The following is a 17,539-nucleotide window of genomic DNA, read 5'->3' on the forward strand; positions in this document are numbered from 1 at the left end:
AGGCTAAAAAATCGGTGTCGAGTCCGGGCGAGCGAAGGCTCATAGCACCAGGCGACTCGGGAGGGCGGCTCAGCAGGGCAGGTCAAGCCGACGTGCGCAGCGATGCCGAGGGGCGCTCAGGTATTCATCGACTCGACGTTGATCACCAAGGTTCAATCGGCAGGGCATTCACCGCTCCCACAATGCGCTCAGTCTAGCAGGGTGCCACTGTGCACGGAGCGCGACATGGAGTGCTCTGGCGCTACTCGAGTCGCTACAGAGGCTCGACCTCAAGCGAGTCGCTCAGGCGGATGACGCCGCCCTGCAGCACTCGTGCGGTTATGCCGCCGTGGCCGCGCACTGCCTGAAACGTTCCCAGGCCCAGGCGCTCCTCGAGGCGTGCGCAGGGTTGGCACCAGCCAGTGGTTTCCAGAATGGCCTGGCCGATCCGAAAGCGGCGACCCTTGAGGCTGAACAGGTTGATGCCGCTGATGGCGATATTGCGCCGCAGATCTTCCGGTCTTATCGCGCGTTCGGGATCGCGCCCCAGCAGGGCGCTGACCACGGCCAGGTGCTCCCACTGGATCAGCGTGACCTGCCGCGCGTTACGTGGCCCCGGGCGCGCATGATCTCCGGTGAGGCCGGCTTCACGGCGCGCTTCCACTGCGTCCAGAGCGAGCATCTCGCCACGTGACTGCGGACGCACGCCGATCCAGCGCACCTGCCCTTGCTGCGGCACCGTGGCGAGGAGGGTTTGCAGAGGGCTCATGGTGTTCCCGTGTGGTTTCACTGGCGGATTCCTCAACCGATGGGCGGGCCTCTCTGGTCGCTGCAACGATCATCGATCACGCTGACGAAAATCGCCGGTCTGGAAGTCGGACCGCCCTTCATCTGGCAGGCGCTTGCAAGTGGTCCGAAGCAATCGGCAGCCTGTCAGTGCCGGCTAGGCGGCAGATCTTCGGAGAAAAGGTCATCTTCCAGTTCGTTGCCGGGAATCGCGTGCTCTTCCGAGGCCCAGGCGCCGAGATCGATCAGCTTGCAGCGCTCGGAGCAGAACGGCCGGCTCGGGCTCTGCGGGCCCCATTCAACGGGGGCGGCGCAGGTCGGGCAGGCGACGAGGGTAGGTGTGCTCATGGTTGGCCTCCATTCAAGGTCAGGTAAAAGGCATGCAGGCGCTCGACTTCGCTTCGCGCCCAGGCCAGGTCGCGATCATTGGTCAGCACGTCATCGGCATGGCGCAAGCGCTCTTCTCGGGTCGCCTGAACGGTCAGAATCGCCTGCACCTGTTCAGCTGACAGCCGATCGCGGCGCATGGTGCGCTCGATCTGCAGCTGCTCGGGGACGTCGATCACCAGCACGCGTTGCGTCAGTTTGTACTGCCCGGATTCGATCAGCAGTGGCGACACCAGGATCGCATAGGGCGATTTCGCATTGGCCAGGAACTGCGCAACCTCCTCAGCGATCAGCGGGTGCAGCAGACTCTCCAGCCAGCGGCGCTGCGCGGGATCCGCGAAGATCCGTGCGCGCAGGGCCGAACGGTTCAACTGGCCATCGGCCTGCAGAACCTGTGCACCAAAGTGCTCTGCAATGGCGGCCAGGGCGGGGCGGCCAGGCTCCACCACCCAGCGTGCGGCCTGGTCGGCATCGATCAGGTCCACGCCCAGTGCGACGAAATGCTCGGCAACCGCGCTCTTGCCACTGCCAATGCCGCCAGTAAGGCCGAGCGTCCAGGGTTTCATGGTGCGCGCGCGCCCCTCATTCGAAATCAGGGGCGAATTGTAAAGGAGCGACCCTGTGTGTGGCGAATCAGCTCTGCGTGTTGGCAAGCGCCCCGATTGCAGGAGCGCTGCCCTTGGCGCGAAACGATTGAAGGCTTGGCGCGCTATCCGAGACGGCATTCGCTGCGAAGCGAGGCGATTGCATCGCTGTCCGCACCATCGATTTTGCCCGTCCTATTCGCCGCGGGGGCGCGGCTCCCACAGAATCGCAACACGCCACCAGAAGTGTAGGAGCGCCGCCCTCGGCGCGAAGCGTATGAAGGTTCACCGCGCTATCGGCGATGGCCAGGCCATTCACCGCAGCGGCCCGCAGCCTGGTTTGCTCGAAGCAATGCCCGGGCGTTAGTTGAAGCCTGCAAACTGCAAATAACCGTCGGTGATCTGCTTGCCCCACAGCAGCGCGATAAAGCCTGCAATGGCCAGATAGGGCCCGAATGGAATCGGCGTGCTGGTATTGGCATCACGCATTCGCAGCATGATCACACCGAGCACCGCACCGACCACCGAGGACAGCAGGATGGTCAGCGGCAGAATCTGCCAGCCGCCCCAGGCGCCGAGCATCGCCAGCAGCTTGAAGTCGCCATAACCCATGCCTTCCTTGCCGGTGACCAGCTTGAACAGCCAGAACACCGACCAGAGGCTCAGGTAACCGGCGACCGCACCCCACAGGGCTTCTTCGAGGCTGGTGAACAAGCCGAAGTGGTTAGCGATCAGGCCCAACCACAACAGCGGCAGCACCAGCGAATCCGGCAATAGCTGGTGATCAGCATCGATCAGGCTCATCGCCAGCAGCCCCCAGGCCAGCACCAGCATGCCAGACGCCTGCCAACCGAAGCCGAAATGCCAGGCGACATACGCCGACAACAGCCCGCAGCTTAGCTCGACCAGCGGATAGCGCAGGCTTATCTTCGCCTTGCAGCCAGAGCACTTGCCACGCAGAAAAAGGTAGCTGACAACCGGGATGTTCTCCCACGGGCGGATTTCATGCTTGCAGTGCGGGCAACTGGAGTGGGGAAGTACCAGATTGTAAGTCTCACCCTCGGGCTCTGCCGGTAGCTCCAGCACCTCACGCGCCTGAATGCGCCAGTCGCGAAACATCATCTTGGGCAGGCGGTGAATCACGACGTTGAGGAAGCTGCCGACCAGCAAACCGACAACGAGCGCGCAGAAAACGAAGGCCGGCGTATTGCCGGCCAGGAAGTCGATGACTGTCATTTTTAGACGACGTTGCCCAGCTGGAAGATGGGGAGGTACATGGCAATGATCAGGCCGCCGACCAGTACGCCCAGAACCGACATGATTAGCGGCTCCATGAGCGAGGTGAGGCCATCCACCGCATTGTCCACTTCTGCTTCGTAGTAGCTGGCTACTTTATCGAGCATCGTATCGAGTGCCCCAGACTCCTCGCCGATGGCGGTCATTTGCACGGCCATTGCCGGGAATACGTTAGTCGAACGCATAGAGAAGTTCAGCTGCATACCGCTGGTGACGTCCTGCTTGACCTTATTAACGGCATTGCGGAATACGACGTTGCCAGTCGCTCCAGCCACAGAGTCCAGTGCTTCTACAAGAGGTACGCCTGCTGCGAATGTTGTGGACAGGGTGCGGGCATAGCGTGCTACCGATGATTTGTAGACGATGTTGCCAACAATCGGTGTTTTGAGAATGGTGCGATCAAGGCCGTCACGAAATTTCTCTGAGCGCTGTTTGGCCTGCATGAATGCATAGCCGGTTCCTACCAAAGCGATCAGAAAAATAAACCACCATTCCTGAAGCCCTTCGGATAAAGATATGACGAAAAGCGTAAAGGCAGGAAGCTCCGCGCCAAAGCTGGAGAATACTTCCTTGAACTGCGGCACTACCTTGATCAGCAGGATGCATGAGACGATTACCGCTACCGCAATCACGGCAAGTGGGTAATTCATGGCTTTCTTAATCTTGGCTTTAAGGGCCTCGGTCTTTTCCTTATAGGTCGCGACTCGATCCAGCAGGGTTTCCAGGGCGCCTGACTGTTCGCCTGCATCAACTAGGTTGCAGAACAAATCATCAAAGTACTGGGGCTTGGTGCGCAGCGCAGCGGCAAAACTATTACCGGCAGCCACATGCTGCTTAACCTCATCGACCAATTTGCGCATGTTCGGGTTTTCAAGACCGTCGGCAATGATGTCGAAGGACTGCAGCAGCGGAACGCCAGCTTTCATCATCGTAGCCATCTGCCGGGCAAACAAGGCGATGTCCATGGGCTTGATCTTCTTGCCCGCGCTGAACAGGCTGATGCCCTTCTTGCGCACCTTGGTCGGATTGATACCCTGTTTGCGTAGCTGTGCCTTGACCAGCGCTGGGTTCTGCCCGTTGAGCTCGCCCTTGACCACTGCGCCTTTTCGATCCTTGCCTTCCCAGACGAATATGCTGGTCTTCGCTGCCTTTGCTGCTGCCATGGTTAATCCTTGGTCACGCGGTTGACTTCTTCAAGGCTGGTCACGCCTTGCATGGCCTTCAGCAGGGCCGAAGTACGCAGGTCGTTGAAGCCGTCTTTTCGCATCTGTATGGAAATATCGATGGAATTGCCTTCCTCCATGATAATCCGCTGCAGGCTTGGCGTGTTTTTAACCACTTCATAAATACCGACACGGCCTTTGTAACCGTTCTTGCAATTTTCACAGCCCACCGGGCCGTAAATCTTGAATGTGCCGAGCTTGTCCTGGGGGAAGCCTTCCTCGAGCAATACATCGTTGGGGATCGGCATTTCCTTCTTGCAAGTGTTGCAGAGCTTGCGCGCGAGGCGCTGGGCAATGATCAGGTTTACCGAGGTGGCGATGTTGAAGGAGGGCACACCCATATTGCGTAGGCGGGTCAAGGTTTCCGCCGCGCTGTTGGTATGCAGGGTGGACATGACCATGTGACCGGTCTGCGCGGCCTTGATGGCGATGGAGGCCGTATCCAAGTCGCGGATCTCCCCGACCATGATGATATCCGGATCCTGGCGTAGAAATGCCCGTAGCGCCTGGGTGAAGTCCATGCCTTGCTTGGGATTGACGTTGACTTGGTTGATGCCCTCCAGGTTTATTTCCACTGGGTCTTCCGCTGTGGAAATATTCACATCCGGGGTATTGAGGATATTGAGGCCGGTGTAGAGAGACACTGTTTTTCCCGACCCAGTTGGGCCGGTTACCAGAATCATCCCTTGCGGCTGCTTGAGCGCCGCCATATACAGATTTTTCTGGCTTTCCTCATAGCCCAGGGCATCGATCCCCATCTGTGCACTGGAGGAGTCGAGAATTCGCATCACGATCTTCTCGCCCCACAGGGTAGGCAAGGTGTTGACGCGGAAGTCGATGGACTTGCTCTTGGATATCTTCATCTTGATGCGGCCATCCTGCGGCTTGCGCCGCTCGGAAATATCCAGCCCGGCCATAACCTTCAAGCGTGCAGAGATACGCGGTGCCAACTGAATTGGCGGGCGTGCCGTTTCGTGCAGAATGCCGTCGGTACGAAAGCGTACCCGGTACGACTTTTCGTAAGGTTCGAAGTGCAAGTCGGACGAGCCACCTTTTATCGCATCGAGCAGCATCTTGTTGACGAAGCGCACCACCGGCGCGTCGTCGGCATCCTGACCGCCGCTATCGCCTTTCTTTTCATCATCGACTGACTCCGTTTCCAAGCCATCTAGGTCAACGTCGGCCAGATCTTCTAGGCCGCTATGACCCGTATCGAAGAACTTGTCGATGGCATCGCCAAGCTTGTCGTCTTCGACCAGCAGGGCTTCGGTGGAAAGACCGGTGCTGAACTGAATGTCCGTGACCGCCTGGTGGTTGGACGGGTCGGAGATGCCCACAAACAGTTTATTGCCGCGGCGCCACAACGGCAGGGTGCGGTGTTGGCGCACCAGCTTTTCGCTGACCAAGTCCCTGGGCTGGCTTTCCTTGTCCAGCGCATTGAGGTCGAAATAGGCCACGCCAAACTGGTCCGCTGCTAGCTCTGCCAGGGCCCGGCTTTTAACTAATTTGTTCTGTGCCAGGTAGGTAACCAGCGACAGCTTATTGCGCTTGGCCTGAGCCTGCGCTTGCTGAGCGGCCTTTTCATCTAGCAGCTCAGCGAGCACCACCTGCTTTGCCAAGCCCGAAAGGGAAATATTGTCGCTCATGTACACCTCGCGCCGTCTAATGGGTGCGTTATAGCGTAGATGGCGATGACTGCCAAACGACCGTCATTCATCTGACGAAAAATGTCACAAGGTACGGAAAATTGCGTTACGGCTAGCCGTTATCTCAACCCTAGTTGATGGGCTGTAAGGTGAGCCTGCTAACTCACTCTACTGAAAACGGCGTGTTCTTAAGTTGGCATGGTTTCTGCTTTGTAAGGGGTAGGCCTGTATGCCTGCACTCAACTTTGGAGAATTCTATGAAAGCTCAAAAAGGCTTTACCTTGATCGAACTGATGATCGTGGTCGCGATTATCGGTATTTTGGCTGCAATCGCTCTGCCCGCTTATCAGGACTACACCAAACGCGCTCGCGGTGCTGAAATTGTTTTGGCCACGGCGCCTTACAAACTAGGTGTCACTGAGTGTGTGGCTAACGGAAACTGCCTGAATGCGACAGCGGACGGTATTACGGTTCCTCCTACTGCCTCGCGTGCTGCTTCTTCGGTTCCAGTTGACCTTGCATCAACAGATGCTCCTGGAACAGCTCAATACAGCACCATCGCTGTTAGTAACGCCGGCGTCGTGACCGTAGTACCGAAGACTACCAATGGTTTCGTTGCCGCGGATACCTACGTTCTTACCCCAGCTTACAACACTACTACGCGCAATGTGACTTGGACCGTGTCCGGTCAGTGCGTAACCAAGGGCTGGTGTAAGGGCAGCTAAACCCCATTGGGTTTAGTTGTTAACAACGCCTCTCGTTATCGAGGGGCGTTTTTTTTGGGGGAGGGAATTGTGAGTGGGAGTATGTGCTTGAATATAATCATGTTCATGTTTGCGTTTTTTATTTGCGGTGTTTCGTTTGTTCTTCCGTTTAGGGGGTACCCTGATGGGGACTTCTATTCGGATGCCATGGCGGTGATTTTTTCGCTGTTTGTTGTCGTGTGTTTTGGTCGGCGCATGGCTGTTACAAATCTTGTTTGGCTATTTTCTTTTTTTCTTTTGATTTCCTTGGGTGGCGGCGATAGAGGGTATTATTACCATGGCTGGTTTTATCCTGTTGCGGCACTTATATGTTTGGTTTTTTATTTTTCCACGATTTCTGCGCTTGAGGGTGGTTTACGCAATGCCTTTATTGCTGGTTGTATGTGGGGGGTTGTCGCAGGCGGTTGTTTCAGTGTTTTAGTTGGGTGTATTCAGCTGCTTGGCTGGGTCGACCATGTTTCTTTATTGGTTTTTCGCGGTGGCTATGAAGTGTATGGTAATTTCGGTCAGCGAAATAATTTCTCTACATACCTTTTAATTTTCTCTGTTGTCTTGTGCGGGCTGCTCTGTAAAAAAAGTATCAATACTCTGTTTGGGGTAGTGATGTTGGCGGTCGCGGCTATTCTTCTGGCATATGCAGCTTCGCGCATGGCCGTCCTTGCAGTACTGATTCTTCTGTTCTTGGCTTTGGTGGCTGGCAGGCTACGCGATTGGTCTGCTGAAGACTCTGCTGTTATTTATTATTATACTGCCTTTGCAATTTTCTTTTCGCTATGCTTGATTGTTCTTTGGTTTTTCGATTTGGGTGCTTCGTCGCGTATCTCCATCACAGGTGATGTGTCTCGTTTGAGGGAGTGGGAAAAAGCCTGGAATATATTTTTGGATCACCCTTGGGGGGTCGGTTTTGGAAACTATGCACGCTATAGCTTTGTCTATCAGCTTGAGTCCGGTTTGCCAGCGCAGATCACATGGTCTCATGCTCATAATATAGTGTTTCAATTCTTGGTAGAGTTTGGCGTGTGGGCTTTTCCATTAGTGGTATCTGCCATGTGGGTGCTGCAGAGTGTACTCAGGAACTGCTTGAGGCATGGTGCTAATGGTCTTGTTGTGGGCGCTATCCTGTTGATCGTGTGTGTGCACAGTCTGCTTGAGTATCCCCTGTGGTATATGAATTTCCTGGCTCTCTTTTTGTCATTTTTGGCGATGTACATTCCGGTCTCTAAACGGGTTGGTGGTAATATTATAAGAGTGGTTGCTGCAGGTGGAGTGGTTCTTGGGGGGGGGGTCGTTTTCTGGTATTCAGCCCTGCCAGGTTATGTTTATCCGGCGAAAGATTATCGGGTGAATTTGCTGCGCATGCAGGAGTTGATTGATCGCTCACTCAGTCCTGTATTGGATTGGCCTGCTGATAGGGTTTTGATGGAGTATCTTGTTGTTGAGGATGGTCCTGAATGGGAATATAAAATGTGCAAGTCCATTTTTATGGCCACCAAGGAGCCTGTTTACATGTATCTGGAGCGCGTGGCGCTATTTGCTCTCGCTCGGCAAGATTTCGAATTTGCCTCTTCTGTTTTAAAAGCAAGGTATGCAGTCTATCCGTCATTACCTGATGACTACCTGGTTGAGAGTATTCGGAGGATGTGGCCTGATCGAGAAGCCGACTATCTTGGGAAGATCTCCTCGGAAAAGCAGGCTGGATTTCCTGATGACAAAGCATATGATTTAACGCTGCCCGAGTATTGCAACGCTTATAAATAGATAACTTCAGCCTAGTAAAGCGAACTAGATCTTTACGAACAGTCAGGGCGGGTGAAATGACGCCGTTACTGGCTGGGCTGCGACTGGTCTTTCCGGTGCACTGCTTCTCAGGACTCCAGCTCGGAGTTTACGAAGTCCTCTTCGATTGGTGGTAGTTGGCGCCGCAGATCGATCTCTAATGCATTCTGAGCCCCTGGCTACTCCTGCTTCTTCATTAATTGCCGTGTGGGTGTTCAGCCAGTCTCGCCTGATGGCGCCAGCGGGATTCAGGGCGTTGGCGTGCGGCCGTGCGTTGATGGCCAGCTACTCGCTGACGCAGGATTACCACGCCATCAAGGGTGCATTCAGCGAAGCGCAGGTGTGGGGACTCACTCCGTAAAGCCAAGCCGGGTGTTCGCAGAGCGAATGGCCGGCCTACGGTGGTTCGAAGTACGGGGATCGTTACTCGACAGCGGATCTGATCACACCGAAAAACACCGGCAAGCAGGAAAAGGCTTGGAGTTTCACATTGGTGATCTGCCTGGGACCGGCGACTCCGGCGAGATGACCAACCAAATCTCCCCCACTGAAGGTTGGTGACAGATTGCTTATCTGCACGCCTCACCGCGTGGCCACCGCTCTGGATACCTACACGGGTGAGGAGCGCTGGCGTTTCGATCCCAGCATCCGTCGTGATGGCGAGTGTTACCCGCATATGATTTGCCGTGGGCTTACCTATCGAGGGCACGAAAAGCTCTTCGGCTGTAGAGCGCCTGTAGCGCGCTGCGAGCTACTTTGTCAGTCGCCAACCTGGGCCTACTCGCAGGCGGTCAGGCCACGCCCATGACCTACGTCTCGGAGAAGTCCGGTAGGCAGTTCGTCGTGCAGATGGCTGGCGGGCACGGCTCGTTCGGCACCAGGATCGGTGATTCGGTCATCGCCTGGAGCTTGCCGGAGGATAAGCGATAGACGATGGCAGCGGTACGGCGAGGTGAGCGTAGGGTGGGTGACGCTTTTTTCGTCCATCTCAGGTGCTGCGGAACCCATAGGCCGGCGTTTGGCGAAGTCTGACGCGCAAAAAAGAACCGGCCTACTGGCCGGTTCTTTTCATCCTGACTTCACATCCGCGCCAATCAATGATGTTCGCGTGTCGCGCGGAATTTCACATCCGGCCAGCGCTCTTCCATCAGGCTCAGGTTGACGCGAGTCGGCGCCAGGTAGGTGAGGTGGCCGCCGCCGTCGAGGGCGAGGTTTTCCACGGCCTTGTTGGAGAATTCCTCGAGCTTCTTCTTGTCGCTGCAGTCGATCCAGCGCGCAGACCAGACGGTGATCGGCTCGTAGCCGCACTCGACCTTGTATTCCTCCTTCAGGCGGCTGGCGACCACGTCGAACTGCAGCACACCGACGGCGCCGAGGATGATGTCGTTGCTGCGCTCGGGGAAGAACACCTGGGTGGCGCCTTCTTCGGCGAGCTGTTGCAGGCCCTGACGCAGTTGCTTGGACTTGAGTGGGTCCTTCAGGCGCACACGGCGAAACAGTTCCGGAGCGAAGTGCGGGATGCCGGTGAAGCCCAGTGCCTCGCCTTCGCTGAAGGTGTCGCCGATCTGGATGGTGCCGTGGTTGTGCAGGCCGATGATGTCGCCAGCCCAGGCCTCTTCGAGCATTTCCCGCTCGGAAGAGAAGAAGGTCAGGGCGTCGCCGATGCGCACGTCCTTGCCGGTGCGCACGTGGCGCATCTTCATGCCTTTCTCGTACTTGCCCGAGCAGATGCGCATGAAGGCGATGCGGTCGCGGTGCTTGGGGTCCATGTTCGCCTGGATCTTGAACACGAAACCGGTGAATTTCTCTTCCACCGGCTCCACCGTGCGCTCGTGGGCGACGCGGGCCAGCGGGCGCGGCGCCCAGTCGACCACGGCGTCGAGCACATGGTCGACGCCGAAGTTGCCCAGCGCGGTACCGAAGAATACCGGGGTCAGCTGGCCGCTGAGGAACTCTTCCTGGTTGAACTCGTGACAGGCGCCCTGCACCAGTTCGAGTTGCTCGACGAAGCGATCGTACTCGTCACCCAGATGAGCGCGGGCTTCGTCGGAGTCGAGTTTTTCGATGATCTTGGTCGCGGTGCGCTCGTGGCCATGGCCCGGCGTGTAGACGATGATGTAGTCGTCAGCGAGGTGGTAAACGCCTTTGAAGTCGCGGTAGCAACCGATCGGCCAGGTAATCGGCGCAGCCTTGATCTTCAGCACCGCCTCGATCTCGTCGAGCAGCTCGATCGGATCACGGATGTCACGGTCCAGCTTGTTGATGAAGCTGACGATCGGCGTGTCGCGCAGTCGGCAGACGTCCATCAGGGCGATGGTGCGCGGCTCCACGCCTTTACCGCCGTCGAGCACCATCAGCGCCGAGTCCACCGCCGTCAGGGTACGGTAGGTATCCTCGGAGAAGTCTTCGTGGCCGGGGGTGTCGAGCAGGTTGACCATGTGCTCGCGGTAGGGGAACTGCATCACCGAGGTGGTGATGGAAATCCCGCGCTGCTTCTCCATCTCCATCCAGTCGGAGGTCGCGTGGCGGTCCGATTTACGCGACTTGACCGTACCGGCCACGGCGATTGCCTGCCCCATCAGCAGCAACTTCTCGGTGATGGTGGTTTTACCGGCGTCGGGGTGCGAGATGATGGCGAAAGTACGGCGCTTGGCGACTTCGGCGGCCTGAGTGGTCATGGATGCGTGCCTGCTTGAAAGCGTTGGCGGGCCCGTGGGCCCGGAAAAATGCGCGATTATAGCGGTAAATGCTGCGGCGCTGGGGCATCTCCTGTCAGCCACGGATCGCCTCCCGGGTGTCGAGAGGTAGTCGTTGTCGGTAGGATCACACCCCTTGTTCAGGTTAGAGGTCTCTCATGGCCGTCTTGTTTTTGCGCAGCATCATGGTTGGCGCCCTCGTGCTTGTCTCCTCGGCGGCCCTTGCGCAGTTACCCGAGTGTCGCGTCGACTTCCCCAATGGCTCCACGCTGGGCTTGCCGCTGGCCGCCACGGCCGAAGCGCGCACGCTGGGGCTGTCCGCCCGTGACGACATCGGCAGCGGCATGCTCTTCGCCTGGCCGGAGGAAGGGATTCGCGAGCTGTGGATGAAAGACACCCGCGTGGCACTCTCGGCGGCCTTCATCGATGCTCGCGGCGTGGTGCGCAGAGTGGTCGATATGCAGCCCTACAGCCTGCAGCGGCATGGCTCGAAGGAGCCGGTGCGCTACATCGTCGAGGTGGGCAAGGGCGGCTTCGATGCACTTGGTGTTGTGGTTGGGAGTCGCGTCAGGATCGACTGCGCAGATTCTGAATAAAGGCAGCCTAACGTGTAGGAACCGCGCCCTCGCGGCGAATCGTGCGGGCAACGTCGATGTAGCGGCAGGGCTGCAATCGTTTCGCGCCGAGGGCGACGCTCCTACGTGAACGCTGCCACACGTCCATCTCGCGCTCTCAATGTTGTAGGAACCGCGCCCCCGCGGCGAATCGTGCGGGCAACGCCGATGTAGCGGCAAGGCTGCAATCGTTTCGCGCCGAGGGCGCGCTCCTGCACGGGAGGCCAATTCCATTGGGCGCCTTCGAAGGGAGGCGATCCGTGCAAGGAGCCGCGCTGATAATTCGGCTGACGGTCCCGTAGGTGCTGCTGTTACACTATCACCCCTCGCAAATCCGCATCCTTTCCGATACCAGGAGCATCCGGTGCCTGTCGTGTTCGTCGCCGCCTCCCAACTGCCGACCCCGTTCGGCGTGTTCACCATGCATGGCTTTCTCGAAGAGGCCACCGGCAAGGAGCATGTCGCTCTGACCTTCGGCGATGTGGCCGATGGCGAGCCGGTGCTGGGGCGCCTGCATTCCGAGTGCCTGACCGGCGATGCGTTGTTCAGCCTGCGCTGTGATTGCGGCTTCCAGCTGGAAGGTGCGCTGCGCGCCATCTCTGAAGAGGGCCGCGGCGTGTTGCTCTACCTGCGCCAGGAAGGCCGCGGGATCGGGCTGCTCAACAAGATCCGTGCTTACGAGCTGCAGGACGCCGGCGCCGATACCGTCGAAGCCAACGAGCGACTGGGTTTCGGCGCGGACATGCGCGACTACGCGATCTGCCTGCCGATGCTGCAGCACCTGAAGATCTCCTCGCTCAAGCTGATGACCAACAACCCGCGCAAGGTCAAGGCGCTCGGCGACATGGGCATTCCAGTGGCCAATCGCGTGCCGCTGCAGCTGGGCCAGAACCCGCACAACAGCAAATACCTGGCCACCAAGGCCGGCAAGCTCGGGCATATGCTCGGCAAGCTGCACCAGGGTGAGGTCGAGCGGCCTTGACCCGTGCCGCGGTCAAGCGCCGGTTGGCCCTGCTCTGGTGGCGGCAACTGGCACTGACCCTGGCTCCGCTGTTACTGATCAATCTGGTTTTCGGCGCGGGCCGCCAACCTGGCGTGCTGGCCATGCCGCTGTTCGTCGCGGGATTGGCTTCGCTGTTCGTCAGCCTGCCGCTGTTCGGTGGCTACAAGCGCGCGCTGTTCGCTGCCGCCAAGGCGCTGGACACGCCCGACGAGCCCGCGGCCTGGCTGACCCTGGCCGAGCGCCGTCGTGCCGCCTTTCTGGGCGCCGGGCTGCCGGCCTGGATCGCCGCCCTCGCGGTATTCGCAGGGCTGGAGGCCGTGCCGCTGGTATTGTTGGCGCTGGCCAGCGTGGTGCTGCTCTACCTCTATCGAATCCCCCGGCAACTGGGCTGATGCTACGTCTCTGGTTGGCGCTGCTGGTGCTGCAGATGGCGCCGCTGTCGGCTGCCGAGCGCGTGGTCAGCCTGGCGCCCTCGCTGAGTGAAATCGTCCTCGAGCTGGACTCCGCCGACCTGTTGGTCGGCGTGCTCGACGGCGGCGAGCGCCCTGCAGCGCTGGCGCATCTGCCTTCCGTAGGGCGCTATGGCCAACTCGAACTGGAAACCCTGCTGGCCCTGCAACCCGATCTGCTGCTGTTGTGGCCGGGCAGTGTCAGCGCCGCGCAGCGCGCGCAACTGAAGACCTTCGGCATCCCCATGCTGGTGCTCGAGCCCCATTCGCTGGACGAACTGGCTCGGCAGTTCGTGCAGATCGGCGAGCGCCTGGGGCGGGTGGAGCAGGGGCAGCGTCTGCATCAACGCTTCGTCGCCGGGCTCGCCGAGCTGCGAGAGCGCTACCAGCGTGAGCGCCCCGTGTCAGTGTTCTATCAGGTGTGGGATGCGCCGCTGTATACCCTCGGGGGCGGGCAGATCATCAGCGATGCGCTGCAGGCCTGTGGTGCGCGCAACGTGTTTGCCGATCTGCAACTGCCGGCCCCGCAGGTGAGCGTCGAGGCCGTATTGCAGCGCGACCCGGCGGTGATCATCGCCGGCGACCGCAGGCAGTTGCAGGCCTGGCAGCGCTGGCCGCAGCTCTCGGCCGTGCAGCGCGAGCAATTGCTGGTGTTGCCGGACAAAGGCCTGGAGCGCCCCAGTTTCCAGATGCTCGACGCCACGGCCAGGCTCTGCGAGCTGCTGGCCCCCACTCGGTGATGGCCGTCACAGCGCAGCGCTCACCGGCAAGCGATGACGCTGGTAAAGCGCGCCGGCAACTGGCAGATTGGATGCCTTCCTGTTTGTTGCAGATGTTATGAAAGCCCCTGTCTCCCCCTGGTTTTCCCCCGCCAGCGCATTGATCGTTGGCGCCGCGCTACTGCTGGTCTTCCCGTTGAAACTGCTGCCGAGCCTGCTGGCCGGTCTGCTGGTGTTCGAACTGGTCAACCGTCTGGCTCGCCATATGCAGCGGCTGTTCGCCGGGCATCTCGGACGGCTGCTGGCGGTCGGCCTGCTCAGCGTGCTGGTGATCGGCGTGCTCGGCATGGTGTTCGCCGGTGGTTTTTCTCTGGTGATGCACGAGCTGAACAACCCGGGGCGGCTGATGGGCAAGTTGCTCGGAGTGATCGACCGGGCCCGTGACCAGTTGCCGGAAGCGCTGGTGGCGTATCTGCCGGCCAACGTCGACGATATCCGCATCGCCCTGCACGACTGGCTGCGCGGGCACATCAGCGAACTGCAACTGCTCGGCAAGGGCGCGGTGCACATGTTCGTCACCGTCCTGATCGGCATGATCCTGGGCGCGGTGATCGCCCTGCAGAACGTGCCCGAGCCCGGTCAACTGAGGCCGCTGGCCGGGGCGTTGCTGACCCGTGTGGGGCATTTCGTCGATGCGTTCCGCAACGTGGTGTTCGCGCAGATCAAGATCTCCCTGCTCAACACCACCTTCACCGGCATTTTCCTGATGGGCGTGCTGCCGCTGTTCGACGTGCACCTGCCGCTGACCAAGACGCTGATCCTCATCACCTTCGTGGCCGGTCTGCTACCGGTGGTCGGCAACCTGATCTCCAATGCGGCGATCTTCGTGGTCGGCCTGTCGCTGTCGATCTGGGTGGCCCTGGGGGCACTGGCCTACCTGATCGTCATCCACAAGGTCGAATACTTCCTCAATGCCCGCATCGTCGGTGGCCAGATCAAGGCGCGTGCCTGGGAACTGCTGCTGGTCATGCTGGTGTTCGAAGCCGCTTTCGGCATCGCCGGTCTGGTCGCCGCGCCGGTCTACTACGCCTACCTGAAGAGCGAGCTCAAGGCTCAGGGCTGGGTCTGATTGGCCCGTCGATGGTGCCCCGGCTCGAGCCTGGAGATATCGGGAGAGCACCCTGGGTATCGCTTCGCACAGCCCAGGCTGCGACCTCTCGAAACGATTAGCCGGCACGTCCACCGTTCGCATGACGTTGTAGGAGCCCGCTTGCGGGCGAATCTGCGATTCGTGAGTTAGCTCGATAGCCAGAGCGCTAATGCGCAATCGCGTTGAGCGCAACCGCACCGGCCTGGCCGAGGCTCGACGCGCCGTGGGAGGCATTGCTGCCGAGGCTTTCCTGACGACTGAGGCGGCTGGCGGTCTTGTGCAGGTCGAGCACCAGTTGCGCCAGTGACTGTGCCGCCTGCAGGGTTTCGTCGGCGCTCTGGCTGCTGCGCTCTGCGGCTCCGGTGATTGCCTGAGCCTGCCCGTTGACGGCCTGCACCTGATTGAGTTGCGATTTCATGGCCTGGCTGATCTGGTCGAGGCGCCCCTGCATGCCAGCCACCTCCTGCTGAATGCGTTCGAGTGCATCCGTGGCCTCGCTCGAGCGCGTCACGCTGCGTTGCGCCGCTTCCTGGCAGCTCTGCATGGCGGCCTGAGTATCGAGCGTCTGCTGGCGCACGCTGCCTAGGGTGGTGGCGATCTCTGCGGTGGCCTGGGCGGTCCGCCTGGCCAGGTTGCGCACTTCGTCGGCAACCACCGCGAAGCCACGTCCGCTGTCGCCTGCCCGGGCCGCCTCGATGGCGGCATTGAGGGCAAGCAGGTTGGTCTGCTCGGCAATGCTGCGGATCGCTTCGGTGATGTGCTGGATTTGCTCGGTCTTCTGGCTCAGGGCCTCGAGGGCCTGGCTCGACTGTTCGATGCGGCTGGCCAGTTGCGCGACGTCCTCGGCGTTCTGCTGCACGGCCGCGCCACCTTTGCGGGTCATGGCCAGCGCCTGGCGCGAGGCGCTTTCGCTGTCGACGATATGTTGAGTGGCCTCGCCGATGCTGTGGTTGACGTCGAGCATCGCGCGCGCTGTGGATACCGCCGCCGCCTGGCCCTGGGCCGCGCACAGGCTGGCGTTGGCGGAGGTTCGGGACAGCCCTGTCGAGGTCTGCTGCAGGGCGCTGCCGGCCGTGACGATGCCCTGCATGGTGTGATCCATCTTGTCGACGAAACTGTTCACCCAGCCGGCCAGCGCCCCTGCCTCGTCACTGGAAAAACGCTCCAGCGCCAGCCGGTTGCTCAGTGGTGCGCCACATTCCGCGGTATCCAGGAAGAAGTCCGAAAGCGACTGCAGCGTGCGGGTGCGGCGGCGCAGGCTGAACGCCCAGAACGCGAACAGCAGCACGCCGGCTGCCGCGAAGGTCAGCGGCGCTGCGTGCCCTGGCAGATGCCGTTCCAGCGCCCATTGCAGACCGCCCAACAGGAACAGGCCGCCGAGCAACTGGCTGGACAGCGAATAGCTCAGGCTGCGCTGACGGTAAACCTCCTCCAGATCGCCCTCGCACATCATGCCCCAGGTATCCGGTGAACCGGGCAGGCGCAGCGTCAGGCCGGCGCCGATCACCGGCACATGGCGGTAATCGGGGTAGCCCGGGTAGAGCACGAACAGGTTGCTGCCATGGCGAATGGTTTCACGCACGCCGGGGTGCAGTTCGCCGCTCGCAGGCGCGGTGAAGCGCAACTCGAATTCGGTGTGCTTCTGCACCCTGACGGTGCCGAAGGGCGTGCGCACGCCCTGTTTGAGGTTCTCGCCACCGGTGAAGGCGCCATCCTCGAAGCGTGAGCGCGACAGGGCGGTCCCCGGGCTGATCTTCGGGTCATGGGTGCTCTGCACCATGAACAGGTAGTTGTCGCCGGAGTCGCGGTAGACGTGGCCCGCCTCGCGCTGAATCAGATCGCTCATCACATCGTTGGGAATCCGCGCGCACAGGCAGCCGACCACCTGGCCGCCGTGGCTGAGTGGCTGGTGAAACAGCAGCGTGACGGCATCATGGAATTTCGACGCGGTCGGCCCCAGTTGCTGGGTCAGCTCATCGATATAGGGGCCAAGCAGAAACTGCCCCTCGAGCCCGGCGGCCAGCGCCGCGCTATCGTGACGCTGGCCCTGACGCGGCGCGTGTGTCGAGGTGAGTATGCGTCCGGCGGTGTCGACCACGAACAGCTCGGACACTTCCGGCATGTGCGCCCGCGCGCGCTGCAGCGCGGCATCCGGCAAGCTCGGCCAGCCCTGGGTGAGTGCAGCGCTCAGCAGTTCGAGCTCCTGCCAGTGCTGGCGTGCCCAGTTGGTGAGCAGGTCGACGCGGGTCAGCGCCAGGCCGGAAAAGGTCTTCTCCACCCGCTCGGCCTGAGCAGCGTTGAGTAGCCATGACCAGCGCATGGCCAGCTTCCCTGCCTTGCCGAACCAGGGCAGCCAGCGACGCTCGCGGCCCTTGAAATCCATTTTATGGCTACGCAACTGCATACGAGCTCCCGGCCGCTATTGGCGGTCCACACATGCTCAATCCCAACTCGAGATTACTGCAAT

At 60.1% G+C, this 17,539-nt stretch carries 17 protein-coding genes; 8 read left to right on the forward strand and 9 right to left on the reverse strand.

What is annotated here, in order from left to right; all coding sequences use genetic code 11:
* Positions 1 to 69: 69 nt before the first annotated feature.
* From ACT9T4_RS16470 to pilB, 7 genes are all read right to left on the reverse strand, one after another.
* The gene (locus ACT9T4_RS16470; protein WP_082045823.1) at positions 70 to 168 is read right to left on the reverse strand and encodes a DUF3094 family protein; all 99 of its coding nucleotides are present in this window, start codon (positions 166 to 168) and stop codon (positions 70 to 72) included.
* Between the two features lie 85 nt (positions 169 to 253).
* Complete coding sequence (locus tag ACT9T4_RS16475; protein ID WP_499117981.1) at positions 254 to 748, reverse strand: MOSC domain-containing protein; 495 nt, start codon at positions 746 to 748, stop codon at positions 254 to 256.
* Positions 749 to 912: 164 nt separating this feature from the next.
* Positions 913 to 1,113, reverse strand: a complete 201-nt coding sequence (gene yacG, locus ACT9T4_RS16480; RefSeq protein WP_042554690.1) for a DNA gyrase inhibitor YacG — start codon at positions 1,111 to 1,113, stop codon at positions 913 to 915.
* Positions 1,110 to 1,718, reverse strand: coding sequence for a dephospho-CoA kinase (gene coaE / locus ACT9T4_RS16485; RefSeq protein WP_499117983.1), 609 nt, complete (start codon positions 1,716 to 1,718; stop codon positions 1,110 to 1,112). Before coaE ends, yacG begins: the two co-directional genes overlap by 4 nt.
* 381 nt (positions 1,719 to 2,099) lie before the next feature.
* On the reverse strand, positions 2,100 to 2,972 hold the full coding sequence (locus tag ACT9T4_RS16490) for a prepilin peptidase (protein WP_499117984.1): 873 nt from the start codon (positions 2,970 to 2,972) through the stop codon (positions 2,100 to 2,102).
* Positions 2,973 to 2,974: 2 nt separating this feature from the next.
* On the reverse strand, positions 2,975 to 4,195 hold the full coding sequence (locus ACT9T4_RS16495; RefSeq protein ID WP_499117985.1) for a type II secretion system F family protein: 1,221 nt from the start codon (positions 4,193 to 4,195) through the stop codon (positions 2,975 to 2,977).
* 2 nt (positions 4,196 to 4,197) lie between these two features.
* A complete protein-coding gene (pilB, locus tag ACT9T4_RS16500) occupies positions 4,198 to 5,901 on the reverse strand; it encodes a type IV-A pilus assembly ATPase PilB (protein WP_499117986.1) in 1,704 nt (567 codons plus the stop codon).
* 257 nt (positions 5,902 to 6,158) lie between these two features.
* On the opposite strand from pilB, the gene ACT9T4_RS16505 reads away from it, so the two are divergent.
* The 3 genes from ACT9T4_RS16505 (at position 6,159) to ACT9T4_RS16515 (ending at position 9,249) form a co-directional block, all read left to right on the forward strand.
* Positions 6,159 to 6,626, forward strand: coding sequence for a pilin (locus ACT9T4_RS16505; RefSeq protein WP_499117988.1), 468 nt, complete (start codon positions 6,159 to 6,161; stop codon positions 6,624 to 6,626).
* 99 nt (positions 6,627 to 6,725) lie between these two features.
* Positions 6,726 to 8,423, forward strand: coding sequence for an O-antigen ligase family protein (locus tag ACT9T4_RS16510; protein WP_499117990.1), 1,698 nt, complete (start codon positions 6,726 to 6,728; stop codon positions 8,421 to 8,423).
* A 607-nt stretch (positions 8,424 to 9,030) separates the two neighbouring features.
* Positions 9,031 to 9,249: a hypothetical protein gene (locus ACT9T4_RS16515; protein WP_499117992.1), complete on the forward strand. Its 219-nt coding sequence runs from the start codon at positions 9,031 to 9,033 to the stop codon at positions 9,247 to 9,249.
* Positions 9,250 to 9,535: 286 nt separating this feature from the next.
* On the opposite strand, the gene ACT9T4_RS16520 is transcribed toward ACT9T4_RS16515, so the two are convergent.
* Positions 9,536 to 11,119 (reverse strand): peptide chain release factor 3, encoded by a 1,584-nt coding sequence (locus ACT9T4_RS16520; RefSeq protein WP_042554696.1) that lies wholly within the window; start codon positions 11,117 to 11,119, stop codon positions 9,536 to 9,538.
* A gap of 176 nt (positions 11,120 to 11,295) precedes the next feature.
* Here ACT9T4_RS16520 and ACT9T4_RS16525 point away from each other — a divergent pair, with 176 nt between their 5' ends.
* The 5 genes from ACT9T4_RS16525 to ACT9T4_RS16545 all read left to right on the forward strand — a co-directional run bounded on the left by ACT9T4_RS16525 (position 11,296) and on the right by ACT9T4_RS16545 (position 15,051).
* A complete protein-coding gene (locus ACT9T4_RS16525; RefSeq protein WP_499117993.1) occupies positions 11,296 to 11,733 on the forward strand; it encodes a DUF192 domain-containing protein in 438 nt (145 codons plus the stop codon).
* A 382-nt stretch (positions 11,734 to 12,115) separates the two neighbouring features.
* On the forward strand, positions 12,116 to 12,733 hold the full coding sequence (gene ribA, locus ACT9T4_RS16530; protein WP_499117995.1) for a GTP cyclohydrolase II: 618 nt from the start codon (positions 12,116 to 12,118) through the stop codon (positions 12,731 to 12,733).
* A complete protein-coding gene (locus ACT9T4_RS16535; RefSeq protein WP_042554698.1) occupies positions 12,730 to 13,146 on the forward strand; it encodes a hypothetical protein in 417 nt (138 codons plus the stop codon). The genes ribA and ACT9T4_RS16535 overlap by 4 nt, the downstream gene beginning before the upstream one ends.
* Positions 13,146 to 13,943: a helical backbone metal receptor gene (locus ACT9T4_RS16540; protein WP_499117997.1), complete on the forward strand. Its 798-nt coding sequence runs from the start codon at positions 13,146 to 13,148 to the stop codon at positions 13,941 to 13,943. The genes ACT9T4_RS16535 and ACT9T4_RS16540 overlap by 1 nt, the downstream gene beginning before the upstream one ends.
* A gap of 97 nt (positions 13,944 to 14,040) precedes the next feature.
* On the forward strand, positions 14,041 to 15,051 hold the full coding sequence (locus tag ACT9T4_RS16545) for an AI-2E family transporter (protein ID WP_042554700.1): 1,011 nt from the start codon (positions 14,041 to 14,043) through the stop codon (positions 15,049 to 15,051).
* A 187-nt stretch (positions 15,052 to 15,238) separates the two neighbouring features.
* Here ACT9T4_RS16545 and ACT9T4_RS16550 read toward each other — a convergent pair whose 3' ends face one another.
* Complete coding sequence (locus ACT9T4_RS16550) at positions 15,239 to 17,476, reverse strand: methyl-accepting chemotaxis protein (protein ID WP_499117999.1); 2,238 nt, start codon at positions 17,474 to 17,476, stop codon at positions 15,239 to 15,241.
* Positions 17,477 to 17,539 lie beyond the last annotated feature (63 nt).

This window comes from Pseudomonas sp. SZ40 (assembly GCF_052958135.1).